The sequence below is a fragment of the Tistrella arctica genome (assembly GCF_039630945.1).
In the GTDB taxonomy this organism is placed as follows: Bacteria; Pseudomonadota; Alphaproteobacteria; order Tistrellales; family Tistrellaceae; genus Tistrella; species Tistrella bauzanensis.
Genome location: NZ_JBBKTV010000012.1, coordinates 118,633 through 143,186, shown reverse-complemented (window position 1 = coordinate 143,186; position 24,554 = coordinate 118,633). Strand labels below are relative to the sequence as shown.

General features: G+C 65.9%; 20 protein-coding genes. 5 read left to right on the top strand and 15 right to left on the bottom strand.

All coding sequences use genetic code 11. From position 1 onward, the window contains the following. Positions 1-447: 447 nt before the first annotated feature. Positions 448-1,008 carry a SprT family zinc-dependent metalloprotease gene (locus tag WG924_RS23675; protein ID WP_345935510.1) on the bottom strand — a complete coding sequence of 187 codons (561 nt, stop codon included), beginning with the start codon at positions 1,006-1,008 and terminating at the stop codon, positions 448-450. 202 nt (positions 1,009-1,210) lie between these two features. On the opposite strand from WG924_RS23675, the gene WG924_RS23670 reads away from it, so the two are divergent. After that, complete coding sequence (locus tag WG924_RS23670) at positions 1,211-1,996, top strand: hydroxypyruvate isomerase family protein (protein WP_345935509.1); 786 nt, start codon at positions 1,211-1,213, stop codon at positions 1,994-1,996. Between the two features lie 71 nt (positions 1,997-2,067). Next, a complete protein-coding gene (locus tag WG924_RS23665; protein ID WP_345935508.1) occupies positions 2,068-3,648 on the top strand; it encodes an aldehyde dehydrogenase family protein in 1,581 nt (526 codons plus the stop codon). Between the two features lie 147 nt (positions 3,649-3,795). Here WG924_RS23665 and WG924_RS23660 read toward each other — a convergent pair whose 3' ends face one another. The 3 genes from WG924_RS23660 to WG924_RS23650 form a co-directional block, all read right to left on the bottom strand. Further along, the gene (locus tag WG924_RS23660; RefSeq protein WP_345935507.1) at positions 3,796-4,428 is read right to left on the bottom strand and encodes a nuclear transport factor 2 family protein; all 633 of its coding nucleotides are present in this window, start codon (positions 4,426-4,428) and stop codon (positions 3,796-3,798) included. 247 nt (positions 4,429-4,675) lie between these two features. After that, complete coding sequence (locus WG924_RS23655; RefSeq protein ID WP_345935506.1) at positions 4,676-4,993, bottom strand: hypothetical protein; 318 nt, start codon at positions 4,991-4,993, stop codon at positions 4,676-4,678. A 175-nt stretch (positions 4,994-5,168) separates the two neighbouring features. Next, positions 5,169-6,887, bottom strand: a complete 1,719-nt coding sequence (locus tag WG924_RS23650; protein ID WP_345935505.1) for a methyl-accepting chemotaxis protein — start codon at positions 6,885-6,887, stop codon at positions 5,169-5,171. A 958-nt stretch (positions 6,888-7,845) separates the two neighbouring features. Here WG924_RS23650 and WG924_RS23645 point away from each other — a divergent pair. Next, the gene (locus tag WG924_RS23645) at positions 7,846-9,567 is read left to right on the top strand and encodes an AMP-binding protein (protein WP_345935504.1); all 1,722 of its coding nucleotides are present in this window, start codon (positions 7,846-7,848) and stop codon (positions 9,565-9,567) included. Positions 9,568-9,981: 414 nt separating this feature from the next. On the opposite strand, the gene ppk2 is transcribed toward WG924_RS23645, so the two are convergent. From ppk2 to WG924_RS23595, 10 genes are all read right to left on the bottom strand, one after another. Continuing rightward, a complete protein-coding gene (gene ppk2 / locus WG924_RS23640) occupies positions 9,982-10,905 on the bottom strand; it encodes a polyphosphate kinase 2 (protein ID WP_345935503.1) in 924 nt (307 codons plus the stop codon). 78 nt (positions 10,906-10,983) lie between these two features. Beyond that, positions 10,984-11,988 (bottom strand): PstS family phosphate ABC transporter substrate-binding protein, encoded by a 1,005-nt coding sequence (locus WG924_RS23635; protein WP_345935502.1) that lies wholly within the window; start codon positions 11,986-11,988, stop codon positions 10,984-10,986. Next, a complete protein-coding gene (locus WG924_RS23630; RefSeq protein ID WP_345935501.1) occupies positions 11,985-12,221 on the bottom strand; it encodes a hypothetical protein in 237 nt (78 codons plus the stop codon). Before WG924_RS23630 ends, WG924_RS23635 begins: the two co-directional genes overlap by 4 nt. Before the next feature lie 9 nt (positions 12,222-12,230). Further along, positions 12,231-13,382: a Na/Pi symporter gene (locus WG924_RS23625; protein ID WP_345935500.1), complete on the bottom strand. Its 1,152-nt coding sequence runs from the start codon at positions 13,380-13,382 to the stop codon at positions 12,231-12,233. Positions 13,383-13,645: 263 nt separating this feature from the next. After that, the gene (gene tgt, locus WG924_RS23620) at positions 13,646-14,734 is read right to left on the bottom strand and encodes a tRNA guanosine(34) transglycosylase Tgt (RefSeq protein ID WP_372045143.1); all 1,089 of its coding nucleotides are present in this window, start codon (positions 14,732-14,734) and stop codon (positions 13,646-13,648) included. A gap of 125 nt (positions 14,735-14,859) precedes the next feature. Next, positions 14,860-15,924: a tRNA preQ1(34) S-adenosylmethionine ribosyltransferase-isomerase QueA gene (queA, locus tag WG924_RS23615; protein ID WP_345935498.1), complete on the bottom strand. Its 1,065-nt coding sequence runs from the start codon at positions 15,922-15,924 to the stop codon at positions 14,860-14,862. A gap of 135 nt (positions 15,925-16,059) precedes the next feature. Further along, positions 16,060-16,584, bottom strand: coding sequence for a pantetheine-phosphate adenylyltransferase (coaD, locus tag WG924_RS23610; RefSeq protein ID WP_188580835.1), 525 nt, complete (start codon positions 16,582-16,584; stop codon positions 16,060-16,062). Between the two features lie 3 nt (positions 16,585-16,587). Then, positions 16,588-19,545: a DNA gyrase subunit A gene (gene gyrA / locus WG924_RS23605; protein WP_345935497.1), complete on the bottom strand. Its 2,958-nt coding sequence runs from the start codon at positions 19,543-19,545 to the stop codon at positions 16,588-16,590. A 275-nt stretch (positions 19,546-19,820) separates the two neighbouring features. Next, a complete protein-coding gene (locus WG924_RS23600; protein ID WP_345935496.1) occupies positions 19,821-20,234 on the bottom strand; it encodes an organic hydroperoxide resistance protein in 414 nt (137 codons plus the stop codon). A 224-nt stretch (positions 20,235-20,458) separates the two neighbouring features. Continuing rightward, positions 20,459-20,929 (bottom strand): MarR family winged helix-turn-helix transcriptional regulator, encoded by a 471-nt coding sequence (locus tag WG924_RS23595; protein ID WP_372045142.1) that lies wholly within the window; start codon positions 20,927-20,929, stop codon positions 20,459-20,461. 184 nt (positions 20,930-21,113) lie between these two features. Here WG924_RS23595 and WG924_RS23590 point away from each other — a divergent pair, with 184 nt between their 5' ends. Continuing rightward, positions 21,114-22,118, top strand: a complete 1,005-nt coding sequence (locus WG924_RS23590; RefSeq protein WP_345935494.1) for an aldo/keto reductase — start codon at positions 21,114-21,116, stop codon at positions 22,116-22,118. A 96-nt stretch (positions 22,119-22,214) separates the two neighbouring features. On the opposite strand, the gene ssb is transcribed toward WG924_RS23590, so the two are convergent. Continuing rightward, positions 22,215-22,841, bottom strand: coding sequence for a single-stranded DNA-binding protein (gene ssb, locus WG924_RS23585; protein WP_345935493.1), 627 nt, complete (start codon positions 22,839-22,841; stop codon positions 22,215-22,217). Positions 22,842-23,010: 169 nt separating this feature from the next. Between ssb and WG924_RS23580 the strand changes: the two genes are divergently transcribed. Next, positions 23,011-24,423, top strand: coding sequence for an FAD/NAD(P)-binding protein (locus WG924_RS23580; protein ID WP_345935492.1), 1,413 nt, complete (start codon positions 23,011-23,013; stop codon positions 24,421-24,423). Positions 24,424-24,554: the final 131 nt, after the last annotated feature.

The window sequence follows — 24,554 nt, the reverse complement described above, 5'->3', positions numbered from 1 at the left end:
GTTCCCATTCCGCTGCCGTCGTCCCTGGTCACGCAGCGGACAGGAGCATCGTGCTGCCTGTCATCCGAGGGGGTACGTCGGTGGAGGCGCTTTATACGGGCAACCCACGGGCAGGAAAAGGAAAAAAGCAGATTTTTTTTCAGAAAAACATCGAGGCCCAAGCGCCCCCTGAGGGGCCGATTCAGGGCCGTGACCCCACGGCAAATGCAAGCTACGGAAATGGGCCCTTGCCCCTATTTCAGGCCTTCAGGGGGCGCTTGGGATTTTGACCCCCTGGGGTCACCTTTGAAGAGACGTCACAGAGGCCTTCACAGGCCTCGCTGAAATATGACAGTCTCCGCGTCCGAAAGCGGCATCGCGCCATGTCTTCGTGGATCCGGCCTCCTGTCTTCGCGAAACGACGGCCGGTTGCAGAACGGCCGGCCGCTCTGCGTGGCGCCGGCCGCGTCAGACCGCCGGTGGCACCGCAGCCGGATCGATCTCGATCAACCGGCCACGCTCAGGACCGCAGGCGCGGCAGTGGCAGCTGCGCAGGGCGCGCCGCGGGCGGCGCACGAAGGCATGGTCGCGACCGCAGCCGGTGCAGCGCCAGATCACCCGCGCCTGCGCCGCCGCCTGAAGATAGTCGATGCGATGGGTGGTGGCCGGCACCTCGCCGATCGCCAGCATCACCGCCCGCCAGCGTGCGTCATGGCCGCAGGGCCGGCCATGCTCCAGATCGGCGATCAGATGGGCGCATTCATGCAGGAAGGTCTGGTCGCGGTCGGCCTCGTGGCCCGGACGCAGCAGGTCGGGATGCAGCATGATCAACCGCCGCCCCGGCCAGGCGCTGCCGGCACGGGTCCGCATCCGGCGGCCGGCGCTGACACTGGCGGCCATGCAGGCGGCCAGGCCGCGGCTGAGGGCTGCCGCACCGTCCAGCCGCCCGTCGAGAAGCTGCCAGCGCGCCGCCAGCTCCGCCACGCCGCCAAGATCCCGCAGCCGATGGTCCAGCGGATGGTTGGGCACCGGCTGGCGGTCGGACGAGAGATCCGGCCGAGCCTGTGACGGGGCGGCGCGAGAGGACGCCGTGGATGCGGGAGATTTGCCGATGGCGGTCATGGGGCTCGACGGTGGCTGCGGGCGGATGCCAGACTGGCGGGCCCGGATGCGTTAGGCAAGCGTTGTGGATGCATGCCAGCCTTCCCAAACCGCCACGGAACCGCCCCCGATGCCTCGCCTCGCTGCAAATCTCGACTTCCTGTTCACGGACCGTCCGCTCTCTGCACGCATCGATGCGGCCGCCGCCTGCGGCTTCACCGCTGTGGAGATGCAGTTTCCCGAACGCATGCCCACAGCCGAGCTCGGCCGCCGGCTCCAGGATGCGGGGCTGGAAGTCGCCCTGATCAACATGCCGGTCGATGACTGGGACCGGGGCGGGCGGGGTTGCGCCGCCCTGCCCGGTGCGCATGACCGCTTCCGAGACGCCCTTGACGACGGGTTGGCACGCGCCGGAGCGATCGGGGCCAGACGGTTGCATGTGCTGGCGGGCGTGATGCCGCGGGATGTGCCGGTGCCGCTCGCGCGCGCGAGCTATATGGCGGCGCTCAGACACGCGGCCGATGCCGCCGGGGCGGCCGGTATCGGCATCACCATCGAGGCGATCAATCCGCGCGACATGCCCGGCTATTTCCTGAGCGATCCCGACGAGGCGGCGGCCATCGTGCGCGAGATCGACCACCCGGCCCTCGGTCTGCAATTCGACCTCTATCATACCCAGATCACCCGCGGCGATCTGACCCGGCGGCTTGATCGCGACGCCGATATCATCGCCCATGTCCAGATCGCCGGTGTGCCGGACCGCAGCGAGCCGGATCGGGGCGAGATCGCGCCTGGCCATCTGCTCGACCATCTCGACAGGCTGGGGTATGACGGGTGGGTCGGGCTGGAATACCGGCCGTGCGCCCGCACCGAAGACGGTCTCGGCTGGGCGGCGCGCTGGGGCATCCATGGCTGAGCGGCGCCGCCCCGGAGCCCGCCAGCCAGCCTGCCCGCGACAGGAAAAACGACCGTCTTCAGGAGGCGTCCATGACTGATGCGGCCCTGCCCCGCGTGACCTATTCGAATACCGGCACCGATTTTTCCGCCGTCCACGACCGCCTGGACCGGTTGTTTCCGCAGGTGGAGGCGGCGCTGGCCGACGCGCCTTTGATCCGGCCGCTGATCGATGGCGCGGCGATGTCCGGTGGTGAGGGCTTCCGGGTTTCGAGCCCCATCGACCATGCCCTGCCCGTCGCCACGGCCGAAGCGGCATCCGCCGACATGGTCGTGCGCGCCGTGGCAACGGCACGGGCGGCACAGCGTGCCTGGGCGGCCCGGCCATGGGATGAACGGGCCGCGATCATCCGCCGGGCCGGCGACCTTCTGGATGCCATGAAATGGCAGATCGGCCCGGTTCTGGTGATCGAGGTCGGCAAGTCGCGGATGGAGGCGATGGGCGAAGCCGAGGAGGCCGCCGATCTGGCCCGCTATTATGCCGCCGAGATGGAACGCAACCAGGGCTACGGCCGGGTGCTGCCCCAGGCCCGGCCGCGCGAAAGCTGCGCATCGGTGTTGCGGCCCTATGGCGTGTTCGGCGTGATCGCGCCGTTCAACTTTCCGGTGGCGCTGTCGGTCAACATGATCTCGGCGGCGTTGGTCACCGGCAATGCCGTGGTCTACAAGCCCGGTCAGATCAATGTCGCCTCGGGCCGGCTGCTGGTGCAGGCCTTTCACGAGGCCGGGGTGCCGCCGGCGGTGCTGGCCTTTCTGCCCGGAGGGGCCGCGACCGGTGCCGCACTGGCCGCGGCCGACCTCGACGGCATCGTCTTCACCGGCAGCCACGATGTCGGCATGGCCATCCACCGCCAATTTGCGGCAGGGCCGTGGGCGCGGCCGGTGATCGTCGAGATGGGCGGCAAGAACCCGGCTTATGTCACCGCGTCGGCCGATCTGGACCGGGCGGCCGAAGGTGTCGCCCGCTCGGGCTTCGGGCTTCAGGGGCAGAAATGCTCAGCTCTGTCGAAGGTCTATGTCGCGGCCGCGGTGAAGGACGACTTCCTCGACCGCCTGACGCGCCAGACAGCCACCCTGCGCCTCGGCGATCCGCGCGACCGCGCGGTGTTCATGGGGCCGGTGGTCGATGGCCGGGCCGCCGATCGCTATCAGGCAGTGGTCGCCGAGGCGCTCCGCGACGGACGGGTGCTCATGGGGGGCGAACGATTGGCCGGCGGCATCCACGACCGCGGCCATTATCTGGCGCCGGTGATCGTCGACGACCTGACGCCCGATCATCGCCTGAACCGCGACGAGTTGTTCCTGCCGGTGATCAGCGTGCAGGGTTTCGACGATCTCGGCGCCGCCATCGACGACGGCAACCGCGTCGCCTATGGCCTGACCGCCGGCTGCTATGCCACCGACGCGCGTGAACGGTCCCTGTTCCTGGATCGAGCCGAGGCCGGCGCCCTTTATGTCAACCGCGCCAGCGGCGCCACCACCGGTGCCTGGCCGGGCCATCAGCCGTTCTGCGGCTGGAAGGGTTCGGGCGGCGCGGGCGGCAAGGGCGGGCTGGGACCCTGGTATCTGCCGCAATTCCTGCGCGAGCAGAGCCGGACGATCATGCTCGACTGACAGTCGTCAATCCCTCTTCAGACAGTGAAACCCGCATGGGGCCCGAAGGCCCATGCGGGTTTTGCCGTCTGTGAAACGGATTATGTGCGCCGGTGCGGGCGCAGGCGATGCCCGTTTCAGAGATGGCCCTGGTCGGCTATGAGGTGGTCAGCTATGGGCCTGGGGCATCCGCGAGGAATGATGCGACACGATACGCCAGCCATCGCTGGTCTTGCGATAGATCAGGGTATAGCGGGCCGGAACCGAGACCTCCCGGCCCTTCTCGGTGTAAGCGAAGGTGTAGAAGCCGGTGGCGGTGCCGACATCCGGGCCCAGAACGGTGATCCAGCCGTCGCCGAAGGTCACCTTCAGGTCCGGACGCTGCGCCACCAGATTGCCGTAATAGCGGACGATGCCGCCATTGTTGAACATCACGCCCTGGGCGTCATCGCTCATCATGATGGCGTCATTGCCATACATGTTGGTGACGACGATGCCCTGCTGGCCGCTGTTCAGCGACCAGGCCCAACTGGCCAGGGCCGCATCGATCTCGGACTTCACCTGATTGGGGTCGAATGCGCGGGCACCGGCAAGCGCCGAGGGCGCCACCGCCGCGATCACCGCCGACGAGGGCGGCGGGGTCGGCTTGGGCATCGGGCGCGGCTCGGTCGCCAGAGCTGCGGTCTGGACGGGCTTGGCCTTGGTGGCCGCGGCCGCATCGGCGGCAATCGGTGACAGTGCACCTATCGCTGCAATCGCCCAGGCCATCAGCCCTGCGCGGATCGGGGACGTTACGGTCATCAAGGCAAACTCCGGCTTCTCGACTGTCTCGACACTGAATGGCTCTGGTGGGCCTGCGTGGCAGACACAATGGCACGCATCAAGGCTGCCGCCAAGCCCTGATTGCGGGGGGAGGCCACCGCGGTCCGCCCGGCCATACCATTGATATGACACAGATAATCGGGATGGTATGACCGGCGGCCGGGCGAGGTGACACCCCCCTCCCCTTCCGGCCGGCCCTACCGGGATCAGTCTGGTAGGGCCGGCATCACTTGCAGACGCCGTGATAGCGCAGCAGCCATTCACGCCCCTGCGAGGCCGGCGCATTGCCGATCACCCGCTCCTCGCGGTTCTGGATGGTATATCCGTTTGGACACAGTCGCTTACGGTCGAGTTCTCCCATGAGAATTCCGGTTCGCAGCGCTTCGCCCTGATCGGAATCCTTGGCGTATTCGCCTTTGTCGAAGGCCGTCGCCTCGAACACGAAATGCCGGTCATCCTCGACGATGATATCCGACCGCATGTCGCGGTCACGCTGGCCGGGAATACAGCCGGCCAGCAGGGCCAGACCGGCAAGCGCAAACACGATCCGCCCCCTGGTCCGCCGTCTGGCCCTGCCGGCCACCAGAGCCTGTGGGAGACGGTTCCGGACGGCGTCCGTCGAAGATGGCGACATGGCGATGAAACTCCAGCAACGTGGCGGGGTGCGCGGCCACAGCCTGACATGGTGAGGGGCGCCCCGTCCACCAGCTTACCCGTCCTCAGGCGGCCGCGGTCTGGTGCTGCACCCTCATCTCGTCAAGGAAACCGTCGATGTCGTGACGCAGCGTGTCGACCTGGGTCGACAACAGTTCGGATGCCTGCTGCAAGCCGCGCGCGGCGGCGCCTGTATCATCGGCAACGCGGTTGACCTCGCCTATGGTCGCCGATACCTCCTGCGAGCCCACGGCGGCCTGCTGAACATTGCGGGCGATCTCGCCGGTGGCGGCGGTCTGCTCTTCCACCGCACTCGCAATCGTGGTCGATATCTCATTGACATGATTGATCGTAATACCGATCGCGCGGAACGCCTCGACCGATTTCGCCGTGGCCGCCTGGATCGTGCCGATCTGGGCCGCGATATCGGCCGTGGCGCGGGCCGTCTGCCCGGCCAGAGTCTTCACCTCACCCGCGACGACGGCAAAGCCCTTTCCGGCGTCGCCGGCCCGCGCGGCCTCGATGGTGGCGTTCAGCGCCAGAAGATTGGTCTGCTCGGCGATTTCCTCGATCAGCCGCACGATATCCCCGATCCGTCCCGCCGCGTCGGTCAGGTCCTGAATCGTCCGGTCGGCCCCCTCGGCCTGTTCCGTCGCCTTCGTCGCCACTGAAGCCGACCGCAATACCTGACCGGAAATCTCGCGCAGCGTGCCGGCCATCTCTTCGGCGGCGGCGGCAACGGTCTGAACATTGGCCGATGTCTGTTCGGCAGCCGCGGCGGACGACCCCGCCCGCCCGCGCAGGTCGTCTGCCAGGCGCGTCATGGTGGCGGCAGTGGCCTGAAGATGACCGATTGCACCACCGACCTCGCCCATCACCGCAACCACGCGTCCGTCGAAATCCCTGATCCGTCGTTCCAACTGCGTTGCCCGCTCCAGCCGCCTGGCCTGCGCCTGTTCGCGTTCCTCCGACAGCCGCCGTGCGGTGTCCTGGGCCTTGCGCAGCACATCCAGCGCCCGCGCGATCACCCCCACCTCATCACGACGATCGACGCCCGGCACGACGATATCCTGGCGGCCTCCGGCAATGGCGTCGACAGCACCCGCGATGCGGCTCATCGGCCGGCTGATGCCCAGCATGCCGACAACCGCCGCGGCAGCCAGCCCACCCATGATACCGGCCGCCGAAACCACCACCAGCAACATGGCACGGTCGGCGTAATGGCGATCCAGGGTTGAAATACCGTCATCCACGGCATGGGCATTCGCCGCCGCCAACACCCGCAGGGACTCGTTCAACGCCTGTCGGTTGCTGCGATTCTCCTCGTTGTCGCCATAGATGCGGGCGGCCGGCGCCCCCTCGACACGGCCGATCCGGACCAGTTCGGTGCGGAACTGAATGAAGGCTTCGGCCTTGCGCATGGCATCGTCGAATTCGGGCCGGCTCCCGGCCGGCACCATGGCCTCCCAGCTCCGCATGGTCTGGCGCAGGTCGGCGAGGCTGTCGAGCAAGGGCTGGCCGAACCGCTCCACCCGCTCAGGCGTTTCTGCCATATAGATGCCGCGACTGTCCATCACCGCCGCCAGGACCAGGGCGTTGGCCCGCTCTCCCAGAACCGCACGCTCCGACGCCCGACGCATAGTCTCGGCGTGCCGATAGCTGGTCTTGAGCGCGTCGAATCCCAGCACCGCCACCACAACTGCAACCAGCGCCATCACCAGCACAAGCATTGCAGCCTTCACGGCGACCGACATTCGCCCCAGCATATGATCCATTTCAGCCATCCTCATATCCGGACATGGCCTGCACAACAGGGCCATATAGGCGGAAACACTAGGCTCTGATGTGTAAAGAATATGCGAACTGCCGCGCGGTAATCGACGGCTCAGGCACATTTCAATGATTGCCGGAAACTGTCAGGCTTTGACTATATTAGAGGTCGTGGGCAAACCCGACACCTGCCGACACCTGCCATCGTTTTTAAGTCAACGAGGCCAAGGCGCTCGTCCACAGCCCGCAGCATGCCTTCTTCAAGATGACATCCACTGACCGCTAAAGCAGATCGGGCCGGAACGGCATAGAAAAAGGCGGCAGGGTCACGATCGACCATGCCGCCTTTTCATATTGGTGAGCCCGCTGGGACTCGAACCCAGGACCCTCTGATTACACCACCACCACGGCTTTCGCCGCCGCCATCGCCAGATGCAACGACGTTTGTGGCCCGGACCATCCCTTCGCCATATCCGATGCGCCCCACCATGATGGGGGGTGGCATCGGGGTCAGGCGGGTGCCGTCTGGCCTCTACACCTTCCCGCAGGACGCGCGCAAGCGACCCGGGGCTTGGCTCGGGATTGCCGTCGCCGCGACGCGGACGGGTTCCCCGAATTTGACACCTGTTCAGCCGGCCGTTTCCGGCCGGCGCTCCCGATCGAAAGTCAGATGCTCTACCGACTGAGCTACAGGCTCGCAGGAAAACTGCGGTTCGCGGGGCAACACCGCTCTCGGGAGAAAGCAGGGCCGGTCGCGAACGGGCGTAACCATAGGGGCCGCTCCGCCATCGGTCAAGCGGTGGAAACGGCGCATTTGTGCCCTGCACGCATAGCCCACCTGCACGCGCCTCGACCGGAGAGCCCATGATCGAAACACGCCGATCGACGATCGCCTCATGCGTGCAAGGGCTGGTGCCGCCACGCGTGCTGTGCCAAACCAGTATCGACAGCCCCCGATGAGGATCGCATCCCATGACGATGAGCTATGCCGAGGCGCGCGATTTCCTGCTGACCCATCGCGAAGACTACGACACCGCCTGCGCCGGATTCCGCTGGCCGCGGCCCGAGCACTTCAACTGGGCACTCGACTGGTTCGACGGCGTGCTCGCCGCCGAGGCTGAAAGCCGCAACCGGCCGGCCCTGCGGATCGTGGATGTGCCGACCGGCGCCGAACAGGTGCTGAGCTTCGTCGAGATGAGCCGGCGTTCGGACCGGGTCGCCAATCACCTGCGCTATCTGGGCGTCGCGCGCGGCGATCGCATCCTGCTGATGCTGGGCAACACCGTGCCGCTGTGGGAGACGATGCTGGCGGCAATGAAGCTGGGCGCGGTCGTGATCCCCGCAACCACCCTGCTGTCACCCGAAGACCTCGACGACCGGCTTGAGCGCGGGCGCGTGCGACACGTCATTGCCGCCGCCGAGCACTGCCCGAAATTCGAAACCCTCGACCGTGCCCGCGGCCTGACCCGCATCGCCGCCGACGGCACCGCGCCGGGCTGGGTGCGGTTCGAGGATGCCCATGACGACGCCCGCTTCGACACCGCCTTCACCCCGGATGGTAAGACCAATGCCGATGATGACCTGCTGCTGTATTTCACATCGGGCACCACGGCCAAGCCCAAGCTGGTGATCCACACCCATGCCAGCTATCCGATCGGCCACCTGTCGACCATGTACTGGCTGGGGCTGAAACCTGGCGACCTTCACCTCAACGTCTCGTCACCGGGCTGGGCCAAGCATGCCTGGAGCTGTGTCTTCGCCCCCTGGATCGCCGGCGCGACCGTGTTCATCGCCAATCAGCCACGCTTCGATGCCGCCAGCCTGCTTGAGACCATCGCCCGCTGCGGCGTCACCACGATCTGCGCGCCGCCAACGGTCTGGCGGATGTTCATTCAGCAGGATCTGAGCCAGATCCACACACAGCTACGCGAGGTCTGCGGCGCGGGCGAGCCACTGAACCCGGAAATCATCGATCAGGTCAAGGCCGCCTGGGGGCTGACCATCCGCGATGGCTATGGCCAGACCGAGACCAGCGCCCAGTTCGGCAACCCGCCCGCCCAGCCGATCAAACCCGGATCGATGGGGCGGTCCCTGCCCGGCTATGTGGCCACGCTGCTCGATGCCGACGACAACGAGGCCGAGGAAGGCGAGATTTCGCTGCGGCTGGGTGATAACCGCCCGGCCGGATTGATGCGCGGCTATGAGGCCGCATCGGGCAAGGCGCTGCTCGCCACCGCGGGCGATCACTACCGCACCGGCGATGTCGCCACCCGTGATGCCGACGGCTATTTCACCTTCGTCGGCCGAGCCGACGACGTGTTCAAGGCATCGGATTACCGCATCAGCCCGTTCGAACTGGAAAGCGTGCTGATCGAGCATGACGCGGTGGCCGAAGCCGCGGTGGTGCCCTCACCCGATCCGCTGCGACTGGCGGTGCCAAAAGCCTATGTCTCGCTGATCAAGGGGTTCGAGCCGGATGCCACCACGGCACGTGACATCCTGGCCTATGTCCGCGGCCGGGTGGCGCCCTATAAGCGGATCCGCCGGATCGAGTTCACCGACGATCTGCCCAAGACCATCTCGGGCAAGATCCGCCGCGTGGAGCTGCGCCGGGGCGAAGCCGCCGGCGAGGCACCTGAGACCCGCGACGGCATCGCCTTCTCGGAAGACGACTTCCCCGATCTGAAGGGCTGAGGGGGGTCAAGGAAGCAGCGGAGGTGCCCTCAGGCCTTACCCCTGTGTCACCCCCATGGGGTGACACAGGCATGTAGCTTTTCTGGCGTGCCGCCATACCGAGACGCCTTGCGCATCAGGCGCCCCAGCCGAGCATGGAAGCCCGTCGCATATCCGTCTCGCGGCCACAGAACCGAAAAATCTCGATCAGCCTGTTTCGGGCCGGCAGAAATACCGTGTGCGATCCGACGCGGATGGTCCGGCAACGCTTCGGAGCGCCTCGATCATCAGCACGTCGACCAGTTCGACCAGCGTGGTCAATTGCCCCTGTTCCCGCCGGCCTATGCGGAGCTGGCCGCACAGGTCTTCGCCGGATGGCAGAAAGCACCACCTTGCCGAGCACGGCGGATACGGGCGCGCGCCCGCTCGACGGTGTCAGTACTTCTGCGGCACGTAAAGCTCGCGCGGAAGAGTTTCCCGCTCATATTCTGGGTTGAAAACACGGTTCGGCAAGGTGATTTCCTCGTGCGGAACCGGTTCATACGGCATCTGCTGCAACAGGTGATTGATGCAGTTCAGGCGCGCCCGCTTCTTGTCGTTGCCTTCAACGATGTACCAGGGCACCTCGGGAATGCTCGTGCGCGCGAACATCTCTTCCTTGGCCTTGGTGTACTGCTCCCAGCGCACGCGTGATTGCAAATCCATCGGCGAGAGCTTCCACTGCTTCATCGGGTCGTGGATGCGCATCATGAAGCGCAACTGCTGCTCTTCGTCAGTGATCGAGAACCAGTATTTGACCAGGCGGATACCCGACCGCAGCAGCATGCGTTCAAATTCAGGGACGTCGCGGAAGAAATCCTCGACCTGCTCCGGCGTCGCAAACCCCATCACCCGCTCGACGCCGGCACGATTATACCACGAGCGGTCGAACAGCACGATCTCGCCACCGGCGGGCAGATGCGGAACATAGCGCTGAAAATACCACTGCGTCTTTTCACGGTCGCTGGGCGCCGGAAGCGCGACCACCCGCACGATGCGTGGATTGAGCCGTTGCGTAATGCGCTTGATGACGCCGCCCTTGCCGGCGGAGTCGCGCCCTTCGAACAGGACGACCACCTTCTGTTTGGTATGGGCAACCCAATCCTGAAGCTTGATCAGTTCCGACTGGAGCCAGATCAGTTCCTGGAAATAGACATGGCGGTCAAGCGCATCCGGGTGAGCCTTCTTGTATATCTTGGCAAGCTCAAGCGACAGGGCGGGCTCGGAAATTTCAAGCTCGTAATCTTCATCGAGTGTGTCTTCAAGCTCTGCCTTGAGCCACTCCGCCACGCCATTCACGGAACCGTCTTTCGTGTCCACCCTGGATCTCCTGCTTCAGATTGCTGCCCGGCTCGCCGCATGCATTTCGAACGAGCCGGGCCGACGGCATGGTGTGGCTCAATTATTATAGAGGTCGTCGATGCCGATGCCGACCTGCAACGCGCCATTGAAGCGGGTTCCGGTCGTTCCCGCATCTACCCGCGCCAGTGCCTTGTCATAGGCCACCGCCGACAGCGGCATATAGCCGGTGAAATGCACCCAGTTGCGCATATCCGACAGATAGCCCCTCAGGAACCGCGACATCTGTGGATTGCTTTTGAGCGCGGCAGCATCGACATAGAGGAACAAGGGCCGCCCAAGCGGCTGATAACGGCCGCTCAGCACCTCGCGCAGTGCCGGATGCACGGGGCCTTGGCCGGAATCGACCGCCAGATCCTTCAGCTCTTCCCAGTGGCGGAAATAGGCGCCCACCCCAAAAAAGCCCAAGGCATTCGGATCACTGGCAATCGCGGCCGCAAGCTCTTCCTCGTTCTCGCTGGCCTGATAGTCGTGGCGGCTGGCACGGGTTTTGCCGACGATGACGCCGGTGAAATAATCATATGTGCCTGAATCCCGGCCGCGCCCATAGAGCGTGACCGGCCGGTCGGGCCATTCGGCGCGAATCTGACGCCAAGTCATGATCACGCCCTCGGCCGCCGGCTCCCACAGCCGGCGAAGTTCGTCGACCGTGATCGATGTCGCCCAGTCATTGGCGGGGTTGACGACGACAGCCAGGGCGTCGAACGCGACCGGCAGTTCGACAAACGCGATGCCGGCATCAGCGCAGGCCGCGATTTCGTCGTTGTCGATCGGGCGGGAGGCATTGCTGATCTGGGTTTCGCCGGCACAGAACCGGCGGAACCCGGCAGTGGTGCCCGAGAAGTTGTTGTCGATCCGGGTATCTGTGCGTCGCGCGGCTTCGGCCGTGATCGGATAGACCGTGCTCGATCCATCAGCGACGATCTGCTGTGCCCGCGCCACGCCGGCGTTTCCACCCGACACCGTCGCAATGGCAGCCAGGGCCAGGGCCGCCAGCATCGCCAGACCACGTCCACGATTGCGGTTCTCTGAACGCCGGCTCATTTCGGGGTGCTCCCGCTGCGCAGTTCATCCAGAACCTGCTGGAAAAAGGCCTTGACCTCGTCCCAGTGGACGCCCGTGCGCATGGGTGGCATCTCCAGCGCGTCGATGGCCTGATGCTGTTCTGCCTGCTGGCGATGTGCCAGCTCGGCGCGGATTTCCGCGATCTGTGCTTCCGCCTCGTCGAGAACACTCGCGAGCTGGTCCTTGGACATTCGGCTGAGATCGGTGCTCATGGCGGCCCCTCAGAAGCTGGTGGTGATGGCGATGAGAAGCAGCGGCAGCAGCAGGAAAACCCCGACAATCCAGGCCGCGGCATAGATCTTGCGCTCGGATGCGAGCGCGCCAAGCATCTCCGCGCCGTAGATCGGCAGATCGCGCAAGAACGGCAGCCCGAAGATGACAAGCACCGCGAAGATGTTGAACAGCATGTGCACCAGCGCGATCTGCATCGCCGGCACCGCGACGGCGCCACCAACCGCTGTCGCGGCCAGAAGCGCGGTGACGGTCGTGCCGATATTCGCGCCCAGCATGAAGGGATAGATCTGCCGCAGGCTGAAGGTGCCCGCCCCCGCGAGGGGAACCATAAGGCTGGTGGTCGTCGACGAGGACTGCACGAAGACCGTCACCAGCGTGCCCGAGAAGATACCGGTGATCGGCCCCTTGCCGATCGCGCGGTGCATGATTTCCTTGGCCTTACCGACCATCAGCACTTTCAGCAACTTGCCGATATAGGTGATGGCCAGGAAAATCAGCGCCAGACCAATCACCACCATTGCCAGACCGGCGAAGATGCCGGGTAGCAGGTTCGACACGCCTTCAAGCGTGCCGACCAGCGGCTTGGTCAGCATCTTCATGAAATTCACGCTGGACATCGAGAGATTGGCATCGCCCACGAAGAGACCGGTGATCGACATCGCGGTACGCTCAAGGATGCCGAACATGATTTCCAGGGGGAGAAAGATGACGACAGCCAGAAGGTTGAAGAAATCATGCACAGTCGCCGCCGCGAAGGCGCGGCGGAACTCATCCTTGCTGCGAACGTGACCAAGGCTGACCAGGGTATTGGTAACCGTGGTGCCGACATTCGAGCCCATGATCATGGGCACGGCAATCGCGACCGGCAGGCCGCCTGCGACCATGCCGACGATCAGCGAGGTCACCGTCGATGACGACTGGATCAGGGCCGTTGCGAGAATGCCGATGACCAGCCCGACATAGGGGTTGATCGCAAAGCTGAACAGCTCCTGCGCCTGACCGCCGGTTGCAACCTTGAATCCGGTACCGATCACGCTGACCGCGCTGATCAGCACATAGATGAGCGCGATGACCCCAAGCCATTGCGGTAGCCGTCTGCCGGATTCGGCAGATTGATCAAGCGCTTGTGTCTCCGTCATCCCGAAGCTCCCCGATGATGTCGACTGACGCTACCATCGGGGGGTTACGTGGATGTGACTATAATATCAAGGGAAGCGGTTACATCAGTGATCATGTTCCGCAAGCTCAAGTCAAACTGCCGCCATAGCCGCAATCCTTATCCGGAAATAGCTCGTGGCACGGCCGGATACCTGGCCGGCAATCAAGATATCCGGAACGCCCTCGGCCCATGTCTCACACGGCGAGAGTGATAGCCATGGACCAGAGCGAACCGGCAATCACGTTAGAGCGACGGCAGGTCGCCTTCGGCCAGCCCCGCCTCGAAGGCTTGCGTGAAGGCATCCATGCCACCCGTTGAGATGGCGTTGCGCATATCCCGCATAAGGTCTTGATAATACCACAGATTATGCTGGGTCAGCAGCACGGCGCCCAGGATCTCGCCCGATTTGTGCAGATGGTGCAGATAGGCCCGGGAATATTGGGTGCAGGCCGGGCAGCCGCAGGCTTCATCCAGCGGCCGCGGGTCATCGGCATGGCGGGCATTGCGGATATTGACCGTGCCGCGACGGGTGAAGGCCTGACCGGTGCGGCCTGACCGGGTGGGCATCACGCAGTCGAACATGTCGATGCCACGACGTACCGCCGCCACCAGATCCTGCGGCCGCCCGACGCCCATCAGATAGCGCGGCCGGTTGCGCGGCAGCAGCGGCGTGGTGACATCGAGGGTCTGGCACATCAGATCGAAGCCCTCGCCGACCGCGAGCCCGCCAACCGCATAGCCCTCGAATCCGATCTCAGCCAGCCGGGCCACACTTTCGGCGCGCAGATCGGCATGAACCCCACCCTGGACGATACCGAACAGCGCATAGCCCGGCCGCTCGACGAAGGCTGTGCGGCTGCGGCCGGCCCAGCGCATCGACAGCCGCATCGAGGATGCCGCCTGGTCGTACGTCGCGGGAAACGGCGTGCATTCGTCGAAGCACATGGTGATGGTGGCATCCAGCAGGCGCTGGATCTCGATCGAGCGCTCCGGCGTCAACCGGATCTTCGAGCCGTCGAGATGCGAGCGGAAGGTGACGCCGTCGTCATCCAGCTTGCGCAGGGCCGCCAGCGACATGACCTGAAAGCCGCCACTGTCTGTGAGGATCGGCGCCGGCCAGTTCATGAACCGGTGCAGCCCACCCAGCCGGTCGACCCGCTCCGCCCCCGGACGCAGCATCAGATGATAGGTGTTGCCCAGCAGGATCTGGGCGCCGGTGGCGGCCACCTGTTCGGGCGTCAGCCCCTTCACGGTGCCGGCGGTGCCGACCGGCATGAAGGCCGGGGTGTCGATCGCGCCATGGGCGGTGACGATCCGGCCGCGCCGGGCCATGCCATCCTGGGCGATCAGCGTATAGCCGAAGACATCGCCGGCCCCCTGCCCGGCCGTGTTCCGGTCGGGGACGGCATCGGTCTGCGCGGTGGCACTGGTGGCGTCGGTAAGCGGGGCTTGCGTGGTCATGATGGGATGTCGTCCGGGCAATGATCGATCAGACAGGCGTCGCCATAGGAGAAGAAGCGATAGCCCTGGTCGATCGCATGGGAATAGGCCGCGCGCATCCGGTTCAGCCCGGCAAAGGCCGAGACCAGCATGAACAGGGTCGAGCGTGGCAGGTGGAAATTGGTCATCAGCGCGTCGGTGCCACGGATCGGTCGCGGGCCTCCGGGGGTGAGGAAGATCGCGGTGTCACCTTCAAAGGCCTGGAAGCGGCGATCAGGCCCGGCCGCGGTTTCCAGCAGCCGCATGGCGGTGGTGCCGATGGCGACGATCCGCCGGCCGGCATCACGTGCCGCATTCAACCGTGCCGCCGCGTCGGGCGCAAGGCGCCCCCATTCGGCATGCATCTTGTGGTCGACCGTATCATCGGCCTTGACTGGCAGGAAAGTGCCGGCGCCGACATGCAGGGTCAAGGCCAGCCGCTCGATCCCGCGTGCGTCGAGCGCCGCCAGTAGGCCATCGGTGAAGTGCAGACCGGCGGTCGGTGCCGCAACCGCGCCCTTTTCGCGGGCGAACAGGGTCTGGTAATCGCTGGTGTCGCGGTCGTCGGCACCGTCGGGGCGGTCGATATAGGGTGGCAGCGGCAGGCGACCGATGGCTTCCAGCGCCGCGATCAGATCGCCGCCGCCCCGATCGAAGCGCAGCACCACCTCGCCCGCGTCGCGCCGCTCGACAACCTCGGCGGTCAACCGGGCGTCGTCGGCGCCGGCCTCGAACCGGTCGCCCAGCCTCAGCTTGCGTGCCGGCCGGGCAAAGGCCGCCCAGACATCCAGCCCCTCGGCCTTGTGCAATGTCACCTCGACCCGCGCCTCGCCACGATGACCGAACAGGCGCGACGGGATCACCCGGGTGTCGTTGACCACCAGCAGATCATCGGGGCGCAGCAGATCAGGCAGATCACTGATCCGGTGATCGGTCAGGCGATCGCGGCCGATGCGCAGCAGCCGCGCCGTCTCTCGCGGTTCAGCGGGGCGCTGGGCGATCAGCGCGCGAGGCAGGTCGAAATCGAACAGATCGACTTTCATCTGAAGTGCTGCACCGGTGGCTGGCTGTCCCGGCGGCACGAGTGCCACCTGAAAGCGGACGATAGAACGGAACGGGACGGTGACCGCTCACCAGCGGTCACCGTCCCGGTCGGCGGTGGGTGAATCAATGGCGGGTCAGCCGAGCTGACGGCCGCCATTGCGCTCTTCTTCGAAGCGCAGATCCAGGATGGTTTTGACCTGCGGGCTGACGAATTGCGAGATATCGCCACCCAGCCGGCCGATTTCCTTCACGAAGCGCGAGGAGATGAACTGCACCTTCTCGGACGCCATCAGGAACACGGTCTCGACCTGACCATTCAGGCGGGCATTCATGCCCGCCATCTGGAATTCGTATTCGAAGTCCGACACGGCGCGCAGGCCGCGCATGATCACGCCCGCGCCCTGTTCCAATGCGAAATGCATCAGCAGTGTGTCGAAAGGCTTCACCTCGACACGCGCTGCGAGATCGGCCGGCAATGTCGCCAGCTCCGCCTCGACCAGCGCGACGCGCTCGTCCAGAGAGAACATCGGTCCCTTCCCCGGGCTGCCCGCGACCGCCACGACGAGCTGGTCCACCACCCGCAGACTGCGTTTGATGATATCCATATGCCCGTTCGTGACCGGGTCGAAGGTGCCCGGATAGATGCCCTTGCCGCTCAATGCCTAGTCCTCCACTGGGTCTCCACCCGCACCGGTATCAGCATCGCCATCGTCTGTGCGAAGGTCGGTGCCACCGTTGCCGTCCTGCTCCCCCTCGTCGCCCGCGACATCGCCGGCGCCGTTCGGTTCTTCGTCCGCCGCCTCGCTCAACCGTGCGGCCGAGACGACCTTTTCGTCCTGCGCGGTCTTGAACACGATCACCCCCATCGTGTCTCGACCGGCGATCCGGATTCCGGCCACCGGCGTGCGGATCAACTGCCCGCCATCAGTGACCAGCATGATCTGCTCGCCCTGTGCGATCGGGAAGCAGGCCACGATCCGGCCGTTGCGGGTGCTGGTCGTCATATTGACGATGCCCGATCCGCCACGGTTGGTGGTGCGGTATTCATAGGCCGAGGTCCGCTTGCCATAACCGCGCGTGGTGATGACCAGCAGGAATTCCTCTTCCATCTCAAGCCGCTGGGCGGTTTCGAGATCGAGGCCATAGCGCGCGGCAAGTTCGCCCGCATCTGCCGGCAGGTCGCCCGGATCGGCGACCGCCGTCGCCTCCTCGCCATCGACCATGGCAGTGGTGCCGGTCTCCTGCGCCTTCAACTGCGCCAGCCACCGCCGCTTGGCGTTGGCGAAGCGCAGATAGTTGTCGCGGGTGTCCACATCCACCTCGCGGTGGCGGATGACCGACATCGACACGACCTCGTCGTCGGCCGCCAGCGAGATGCCGCGGACACCATCGGAGGTGCGGCTCTTGAACAACCGCACGGCCCCAACGGGGAAGCGGATCGCCTTGCCGCTGCGGCTGGCCAGAACCACGTCATCGGCGCCGGTGCAGGGCATCACGCCCACCAGCCGGTCGTCCTCGCCCAGCCGGATCGCGATCTTGCCATTGCTCATCACATTGACGAAATCGGCCAGCCGGTTGCGGCGGACATTGCCGCGGGCGGTCGCGAACATGACATAGGCGTCGCTGTCGGAAATCGCGTCCAGCGCCTCGGCGGCTTCTTCCGCCGCCTCGTCGGCGGTGGCCTCGTCGACCTCGGCCAGTTCCGGCATGTCCGGGTCATCGGGCAGCGGCATCAGGGTGGCGATGACCTCGCCCTCCTTCAGCGGCAGCAGATTGACCATCGCCTTGCCGCGGCTCTGCGGTGTGCCGGCCGGCAACTGCCAGACCTTCAGCTTGTAGACCTGACCCGCATTCGAGAAGAACAGCACCGCCGCATGGCTGTTCAGCACGAAGATCTGCGCCACGAAATCCTCGTCGCGCACCGCCATCGACGACCGGCCCTTGCCGCCGCGACGCTGGGCACGATAGGTCGACAGCGGCACCCGCTTGATATAGCCGCCATGAGTGACGGTAACGACCATCTCCTCGCGCTCGATCAGGTCTTCGACGTTATAGTCGAATTCCGACTCCTCGATCACCGTCCGGCGCGGCGTGGTGAATTCGTCGCGCACCTCGATCAATTCGCCGCGCAGCACGTCGAGCATCCGGGCGCGATCGTTGAGGATCTTCAGATACTCGATGATCTTGTCGCAGATCTCGCGCAGTTCCGCGCCGATGCGGTCGCGCTCCAGCCCGGTCAGGCGGTGCAGGCGCAGATCCAGGATCGCCCGGGCCTGAGCCTCCGACAGGCTGTACATCCCGTCGACCACATTGCGGTCGGGCTCACCCACCAGGGCGATATAGGCCGCGATATCGCCGGCCGGCCACGGCCGGTCCATCAGCGCCTCGCGGGCCGCGGTCGAATCGGGCGAGGCCTTGATCAGCTCGACCACCGGATCGAGATTGACCACCGCGACACCAAGACCCATCAAGACATGGGCGCGTTCGCGGGCCTTGCGCAGCTCATAGATCGTGCGGCGGGTGATGACCTCCTCGCGGAAGTCGATGAAGGCCTGCAACATGTCGCGCAGGTTCATCATCACCGGCTTGCCGCCGTTCAGCGCCAGCATGTTGACGCCGAAGGTGGTCTGCAGCGGCGTGAACCGATAAAGCTGGTTGATCACGACCTCGGCCGTCGCGTCACGCTTCAGTTCCACGACCACGCGCACGCCGTCGCGGTCGCTTTCGTCGCGCAGATCGGCCACGCCCTCGATCTTGCGATCACGCACCGCCTCGGCGATCCGCTCGATCATCCGCGCCTTGTTCACCTGATAGGGAATCTCGCGGACGATGATCGCCATCCGGTCCTTGCGGACCTCTTCCATCTCCACCTTGCCGCGCAGAAGCACCGACCCGCGGCCGGTCATCAGCGCCTCGCGGCTGCCGCCACGCCCGACGATGATGCCGCCGGTGGGGAAATCGGGGCCGGGCACGATGCGCAGCAGATCGCCGACCGTCAGTTCGGGATTATTGATCAACGCGATCGCGGCATCGATCACCTCGCCCAGGTTATGGGTCGGGATATTCGTCGCCATGCCGACCGCGATGCCGCCGGCGCCGTTGACCAGCAGGTTCGGGAACCGCGCCGGCAGCACCGTCGGCTCGGCGGTGGTGTCGTCGTAATTGTTCTGGAAATCGACGGTCTCTTTGTCGAGATCCGATAGAAGCGTGCTCGCGGCCTTGGTCAGACGCGCTTCGGTGTAACGCATCGCCGCCGGCGGATCGCCGTCCATCGAGCCGAAATTGCCCTGACCGTCGATCAGGCGCAGACGCATCGAGAAATCCTGCGCCATGCGGACCATGGTGTCGTAAATCGCGCTGTCGCCATGGGGATGGTACTTACCCATGACATCACCGACCACACGTGCCGATTTGCGGAAGGGCTTGTTCCATTCATAGCCGCTCTCGTGCATCGAGAACAGAATCCGGCGGTGCACTGGCTTCAGGCCGTCGCGGACGTCGGGCAGCGCGCGCGCCACGATCACGCTCATCGCGTAATCGAGGTACGAACGCCGCATTTCATCTTCGATCGTGACCGGCGCGATGTCGGAGGCGATGGGCGGAACGGGCGTGTCGGACAAGGTACGATCCCGGAACTGGCACTGGGACCGCCACGCCAGGCGTGGCGTCCCCGGCGGAGGGGCGGCGCTGACCGATCCGGACCATGAAGGGCCGGCCGGCGCTCGTGGGGGTACGCTCGCACGCGCGGCCGGCGCGCGCGGTCATTCCGTCTCCGGAAATCCGCGTCCGCCGGCCGATCGTGAAATCGTCCCCGAAGCTAACCAATTTTGCGCCGCCGAACAACCACAGCGGCCACCCCCTGATGTTCCGGGCCGAAACAGGGGCCGGACCGGGTTCAGGCGACCTTCAGCTCCACCGCGATATTGCCACGGGTCGCCTTCGAATAGGGGCACACCTGATGGGCAGCCTCGACCAGCGTATGCGCCGCGGCGGTATCCACACCCGGCAGGCTTGCGGTCAGCACCACCGCCAGACCGAAGCTGGTCTCGTCCTTGCCGATCGACACCGCCGCTTCGACATTGGCGTCGGCGCCAAGCTTCACGCCCTTCTGACCGGCCACCAGCTTCAGCGCCGACAGGAAACAAGCGGCATAGCCGGCCGCGAACAGCTGCTCAGGATTGGTGCCCTTGCCGTTGCCGCCCAGTTCCGGCGGCATCGCCACCGCCAGATCGATCTGGCCGTCATTGCTCGTCGCGCGGCCGTCACGGCCGCCGGTGACAGTGGCATGGGCAGTGTAGAGGGTCTGCATGACAGATGCTCCTTCGTGTGGGGGCGCGCCGAATGGCGAGGCCTCGTTCTTAGATGGCAACGGTGGCCGGGCTGTCCATGTTGCGTTGCGGTCAGATCCCGGGTGCACGGCCCTGACCGGCATGCCCGGGCTTGCCTGTCCATCGCCGCTCGCCGCTACATATTGTCATCAATTAAATTGTGTGCAATATAAATCGACATAACCCAGCGTCACTGTCGGCCGGATCAATCGGCGGCGCCATCTCCGGCCCCGGCCGCCGCCTCGGCCAGCCGCGCCTGCAATGTCTTCAATCTTGCCCGCAACTGGGCAAGTTCCACCGGCGACATGCCCATCGCACAGAACATCTGCTCAGGGATGTGCCGCGCCCGGTTCTTCAGGCCGTGGCCCACATCGGTCAGCACCACCCGCACCTGGCGTTCGTCATCGCGATCACGGCGACGGCTGACCAGCCCGGCCGCCTCCATCCGCTTCAGCAACGGCGTCAACGTGCCGGAATCGAGGCCGAGCCGCCGCCCAAGCTCGCCGACGGTGACGTCGTCGCTCTCCCACAGGACAAGCATCACCAGATATTGCGGATAGGTCAGGCCCAGCCGGTCGAGTGCCGGCCGGTACAGCTTGGTCATCGCCAGCGACGCGCCGTAAAGCGCGAAGCAAAGCTGGGCATCGAGGTTCAGCGGATCCTGGTCATTGGTCATCATCGGCTCGACTGTCTGCAAGGCGGCCCGTGATATGGCGGCTTCGGGCACTATGGCGCTGTTGCCGGGCGGCTGGCAATCTTCACAGCGGTGTCTGGCTTCACGGCTGCGTCTGGGCCGTCGACAGCCCGCACAGGCGGGCGCATTCTGTTGGCCCCGATCCATCATGCAGAGGATGCCCGCCATGACCGCCCGACGCCGCCTTGGCAGCAATGGCCCCCTGGTTTCCGCCATCGGCCTCGGCTGCATGGGCATGAGCCAGTCCTATGGACCGACCGACGATGCCCAATCGATTGCAACCCTTCACCACGCCATCGAGATCGGCTGCACGTTCCTCGATACGGCCGAGGTTTACGGGCCGTTCGTGAACGAAAACCTGATCGGTCGGGCGCTGGCCGGCACCACATCGACCGGTCCCCTGCGCGACCGGGTGGTTCTGGCGACCAAGTTCGGCTGGCGGATCGAAGGCGGCCGCTCGACCGGGGTCGACAGCCGGCCCGAGCGGATCATCGCCGCGGTCGACGGCTCGCTCAGCCGTCTCGGCACCGACCGGATCGACCTGCTCTATCAGCATCGCGTCGACCCGGCGGTGCCGATCGAGGATGTGGCCGGCACGGTCGCCGATCTGGTCAAGGCCGGCAAGGTCAAGCATTTCGGCCTGTCGGAAGCGGGCGCCCATACCATCGAACGCGCCCATGGGGTGCATCCGGTCGCGGCCCTGCAAAGCGAATATTCGCTGTGGGAACGCGATATCGAAACCGACATTCTGCCGACGCTCCGCCGGCTGGGCATCGCCCTGGTGCCGTTCGCGCCGCTGGGCCGTGGCTTCCTGACCGGCACCATCGGCCGTGCCGAAGACCACCCGGAAGGCGACCGACGGCGGACCGACCCCCGGCTGATGGGCGCCAATTACGACGCCAATGTCAGGGCCGCATCGATCGTGCGCGAGATTGCCGCGGCCCACGACGCCACACCGGGCCGGGTGGCGCTGGCCTGGCTGCTGGCACAAGGCGATGACGTGATCCCCATCCCCGGCACCCGGCGCATCGGCCATCTGGACGACAACTGGGCGGCGCTGGATCTGGTGCTGACCGCTGACGACATCGCCCGGCTGGATGCGGCCCTCCCCCCCGGTGTCACCGCCGGCCCGCGCTATGGCGAACGCGAAATGGCCTATCTGGACCGGTAACCCAGGCCCGGAACGGACGACGCCCGCGCCTCCGTGACGGAATGCGCGGGCGTCGTCTGCACTGCGTCGGCGGATATCCGCCGCGTCCCGCCCTGCTCAGAACGGGATCTCGTCGTCCAGATCGTTGCCGCCGCCGCCGGCGCCACCACCGGCGCCGCCGCGACCACCGCCGGCACCACCGCCGCTGCCGCCGCCGTAATCCGAGCCATAGTCGTCATAGCCGCCGCCGAAGCCGCCACCCTGGCCACCACCGGCACCACCGGTGCCGCCACGACCACCGCCGGCGCCGCCGCCGCCACGACGATTGCCACCGCCGCCCCCTGCGGCACCACCGCTGAAGTCATCGTCGCCACCACCGCCGCCGCCTTCGCCGCGGCCGTCGAGCATGGTCAACTCGCCCCGGAAGCGCTGGAGCACGACCTCGGTGGTGTACTTCTCCTGGCCCTGCTGATCGGTCCATTTCCGGGTCTGCAAGGCCCCTTCGACATAGACCTTCGAGCCCTTGCGCAGGAATTTCTCGGCAACCTCGGCCAAGCGCTCGTTGAAGATCACCACGCGGTGCCATTCGGTCCGCTCGCGGCGCTCGCCGCTCTGCCGGTCACGCCAGTTCTCGCTGGTCGCAATGGCAAGGTTCACGATCTTCATGCCGTCCTGGGTGCTCCGGACCTCGGGGTCACGGCCCAGATTGCCGATCAGGATCACCTTGTTGACGCTGCCCGCCATGGCTCTGTCTTCCTCGACTGCGTGTCCGGGCACCGCCAGGGGCGCCCGCTCAATTGGGCGCATCCTGCGTCATCGGGGGCGCTTCTGTCCATGCCGGATCATGCCGCATGACGCCGACCTGCGCCACGCGCTAGGCTGAATGCTCCATCCATCGCCGGAGGCGGCTTGCATGGCGACCAAAGGGACCACGATCGCGATCATCGGTGCCGGCTTCAGCGGCGCCCTGCTGGCGGTGCATCTTCTGGACCGCTGCCGGCAGCAGGACAAGATCCTGCTGGTCGAGCGCAACAGCCAGTTCGGCCGCGGTGTCGCCTATGCGACCGGCAACCCCCATCACCTGCTCAACGTCCGCGCCGGCAATATGAGCGCCTTTCCAGACCAGCCCGACCACTTCATCCGCTGGCTGGACAGCCATGCCGGCACGCTGGGGCCACGCGAACCCGCCGGCCGCGACGGTTTCGTGCCGCGGCGGATCTATGGCTCGTATATTCAGGATCTGATCGCCGACCGGATCTGGGGCTGCGGCAAGGCCATGAACCTGCACCTGATCCATGACAGCGCGGTCGGTCTGGAGCCGGTGCCCGGCGGGGGATTCATGATGGAGGTCGATGGCGGCCGGCGCTATCCGATCGATGCGGCGGTGCTGGCGCTGGGCAATTTTCCACCAGGCGCCGATATCGTGCCAAGCCCTGCCTATGCCGCCAATCCCTGGGCGCCAGGGGCTCTGGAGGGCATCGACCGCGACGCGACCGTGATGCTGATCGGCACCGGGCTGACGGCGGTCGACGTGGTGATCAGCCTGCTGGATCGCGGCCATCGCGGCCCGATCCATGCCATCTCGCGGCGCGGGCTTCTGCCGCGTGCCCATGCGCCGGTGCCGGCACCACTGCCCTCGCTCGATCCGACAATGGCCCCACCGCGGTTGAGCACGCTCCTGCATGCCGTGCGCCAGGCTGCACGGCAGGCCGAGGCCGATCTGGCGGCTCAGGGCCGTGGCGGCGGCTGGCGGGCGGTGATCGACGGCTTGCGCCCCGTGACCCAGGCATTGTGGCGGGGGCTGGATGCGGCGGAACAGCGGCGCTTCCTGCGCCATCTGCGGCCCTGGTGGGATATCCATCGCCATCGCATGGCCCCCGATGTGGCAACCCGGATCGGCGATGCCCGCGCCCGTGGCCAGTTGCTGATCCGCGCGATGCGCATCCGCGCCCGTCATATCGATGCCGACCGCGCTGCCTTCGATCTGGTGCCACGCGGCGGCGGTCCGGCCGAACGGGTGATCGCCGCCCGCGCCATCGACTGCACCGGCCCCGGCGGCAATCTGGCCCATACCACCGAGCCGGTGCTGGCCGGCCTGTTCCGGTGCGGGCATATCCGGGCCGATGCCCTGGCGCTGGGGCTGGATGTCGACGACGATCTGCGTCTGATCGATGCCCATGGCCGGGCCGATCGGCGGCTGGCCGCGGTCGGGCCGCTGACCAAGGGCGTGTTCTGGGAAAGCACGGCGGTGCCCGATATCCGCAATCAGGTCGCAGCGCTCGCCGCCAGTCTGGCCGCGGAACTGATGTCATATACACAAAATTAAGATGTTATATAATTCGTAAAACACGAAACTGATGTTTAATCGTTGACATTCACGGCGTTGACCGCACATTCTCGGCACACACCGGGACCGGGGCGCATGCGCCCTGTTCGAGCCCGCGCACTGTTCGACCT

Excerpts from the sequence above, each read along its gene's own strand:
- WG924_RS23630 (WP_345935501.1), bottom strand. The coding sequence starts at position 12,221 with ATGAGCACCGATCTCAGCCGAATGTCCAAGGACCAGCTCGCGAGTGTT.
- WG924_RS23660 (WP_345935507.1), bottom strand. The coding sequence starts at position 4,428 with ATGACCGTAACGTCCCCGATCCGCGCAGGGCTGATGGCCTGGGCGATT.
- WG924_RS23635 (WP_345935502.1), bottom strand. The coding sequence starts at position 11,988 with ATGAGCCGGCGTTCAGAGAACCGCAATCGTGGACGTGGTCTGGCGATG.
- queA (WP_345935498.1), bottom strand. The coding sequence starts at position 15,924 with ATGAAAGTCGATCTGTTCGATTTCGACCTGCCTCGCGCGCTGATCGCC.
- WG924_RS23665 (WP_345935508.1), top strand. The coding sequence starts at position 2,068 with ATGACTGATGCGGCCCTGCCCCGCGTGACCTATTCGAATACCGGCACC.
- WG924_RS23600 (WP_345935496.1), bottom strand. The coding sequence starts at position 20,234 with ATGCAGACCCTCTACACTGCCCATGCCACTGTCACCGGCGGCCGTGAC.
- WG924_RS23595 (WP_372045142.1), bottom strand. The coding sequence starts at position 20,929 with ATGACCAATGACCAGGATCCGCTGAACCTCGATGCCCAGCTTTGCTTC.
- WG924_RS23670 (WP_345935509.1), top strand. The coding sequence starts at position 1,211 with ATGCCTCGCCTCGCTGCAAATCTCGACTTCCTGTTCACGGACCGTCCG.
- WG924_RS23645 (WP_345935504.1), top strand. The coding sequence starts at position 7,846 with ATGACGATGAGCTATGCCGAGGCGCGCGATTTCCTGCTGACCCATCGC.
- tgt (WP_372045143.1), bottom strand. The coding sequence starts at position 14,734 with ATGGCCCGGCGCGGCCGGATCGTCACCGCCCATGGCGCGATCGACACC.
- ssb (WP_345935493.1), bottom strand. The coding sequence starts at position 22,841 with ATGGCGGGCAGCGTCAACAAGGTGATCCTGATCGGCAATCTGGGCCGT.
- WG924_RS23580 (WP_345935492.1), top strand. The coding sequence starts at position 23,011 with ATGGCGACCAAAGGGACCACGATCGCGATCATCGGTGCCGGCTTCAGC.
- WG924_RS23625 (WP_345935500.1), bottom strand. The coding sequence starts at position 13,382 with ATGACGGAGACACAAGCGCTTGATCAATCTGCCGAATCCGGCAGACGG.
- WG924_RS23650 (WP_345935505.1), bottom strand. The coding sequence starts at position 6,887 with ATGGCTGAAATGGATCATATGCTGGGGCGAATGTCGGTCGCCGTGAAG.
- WG924_RS23590 (WP_345935494.1), top strand. The coding sequence starts at position 21,114 with ATGACCGCCCGACGCCGCCTTGGCAGCAATGGCCCCCTGGTTTCCGCC.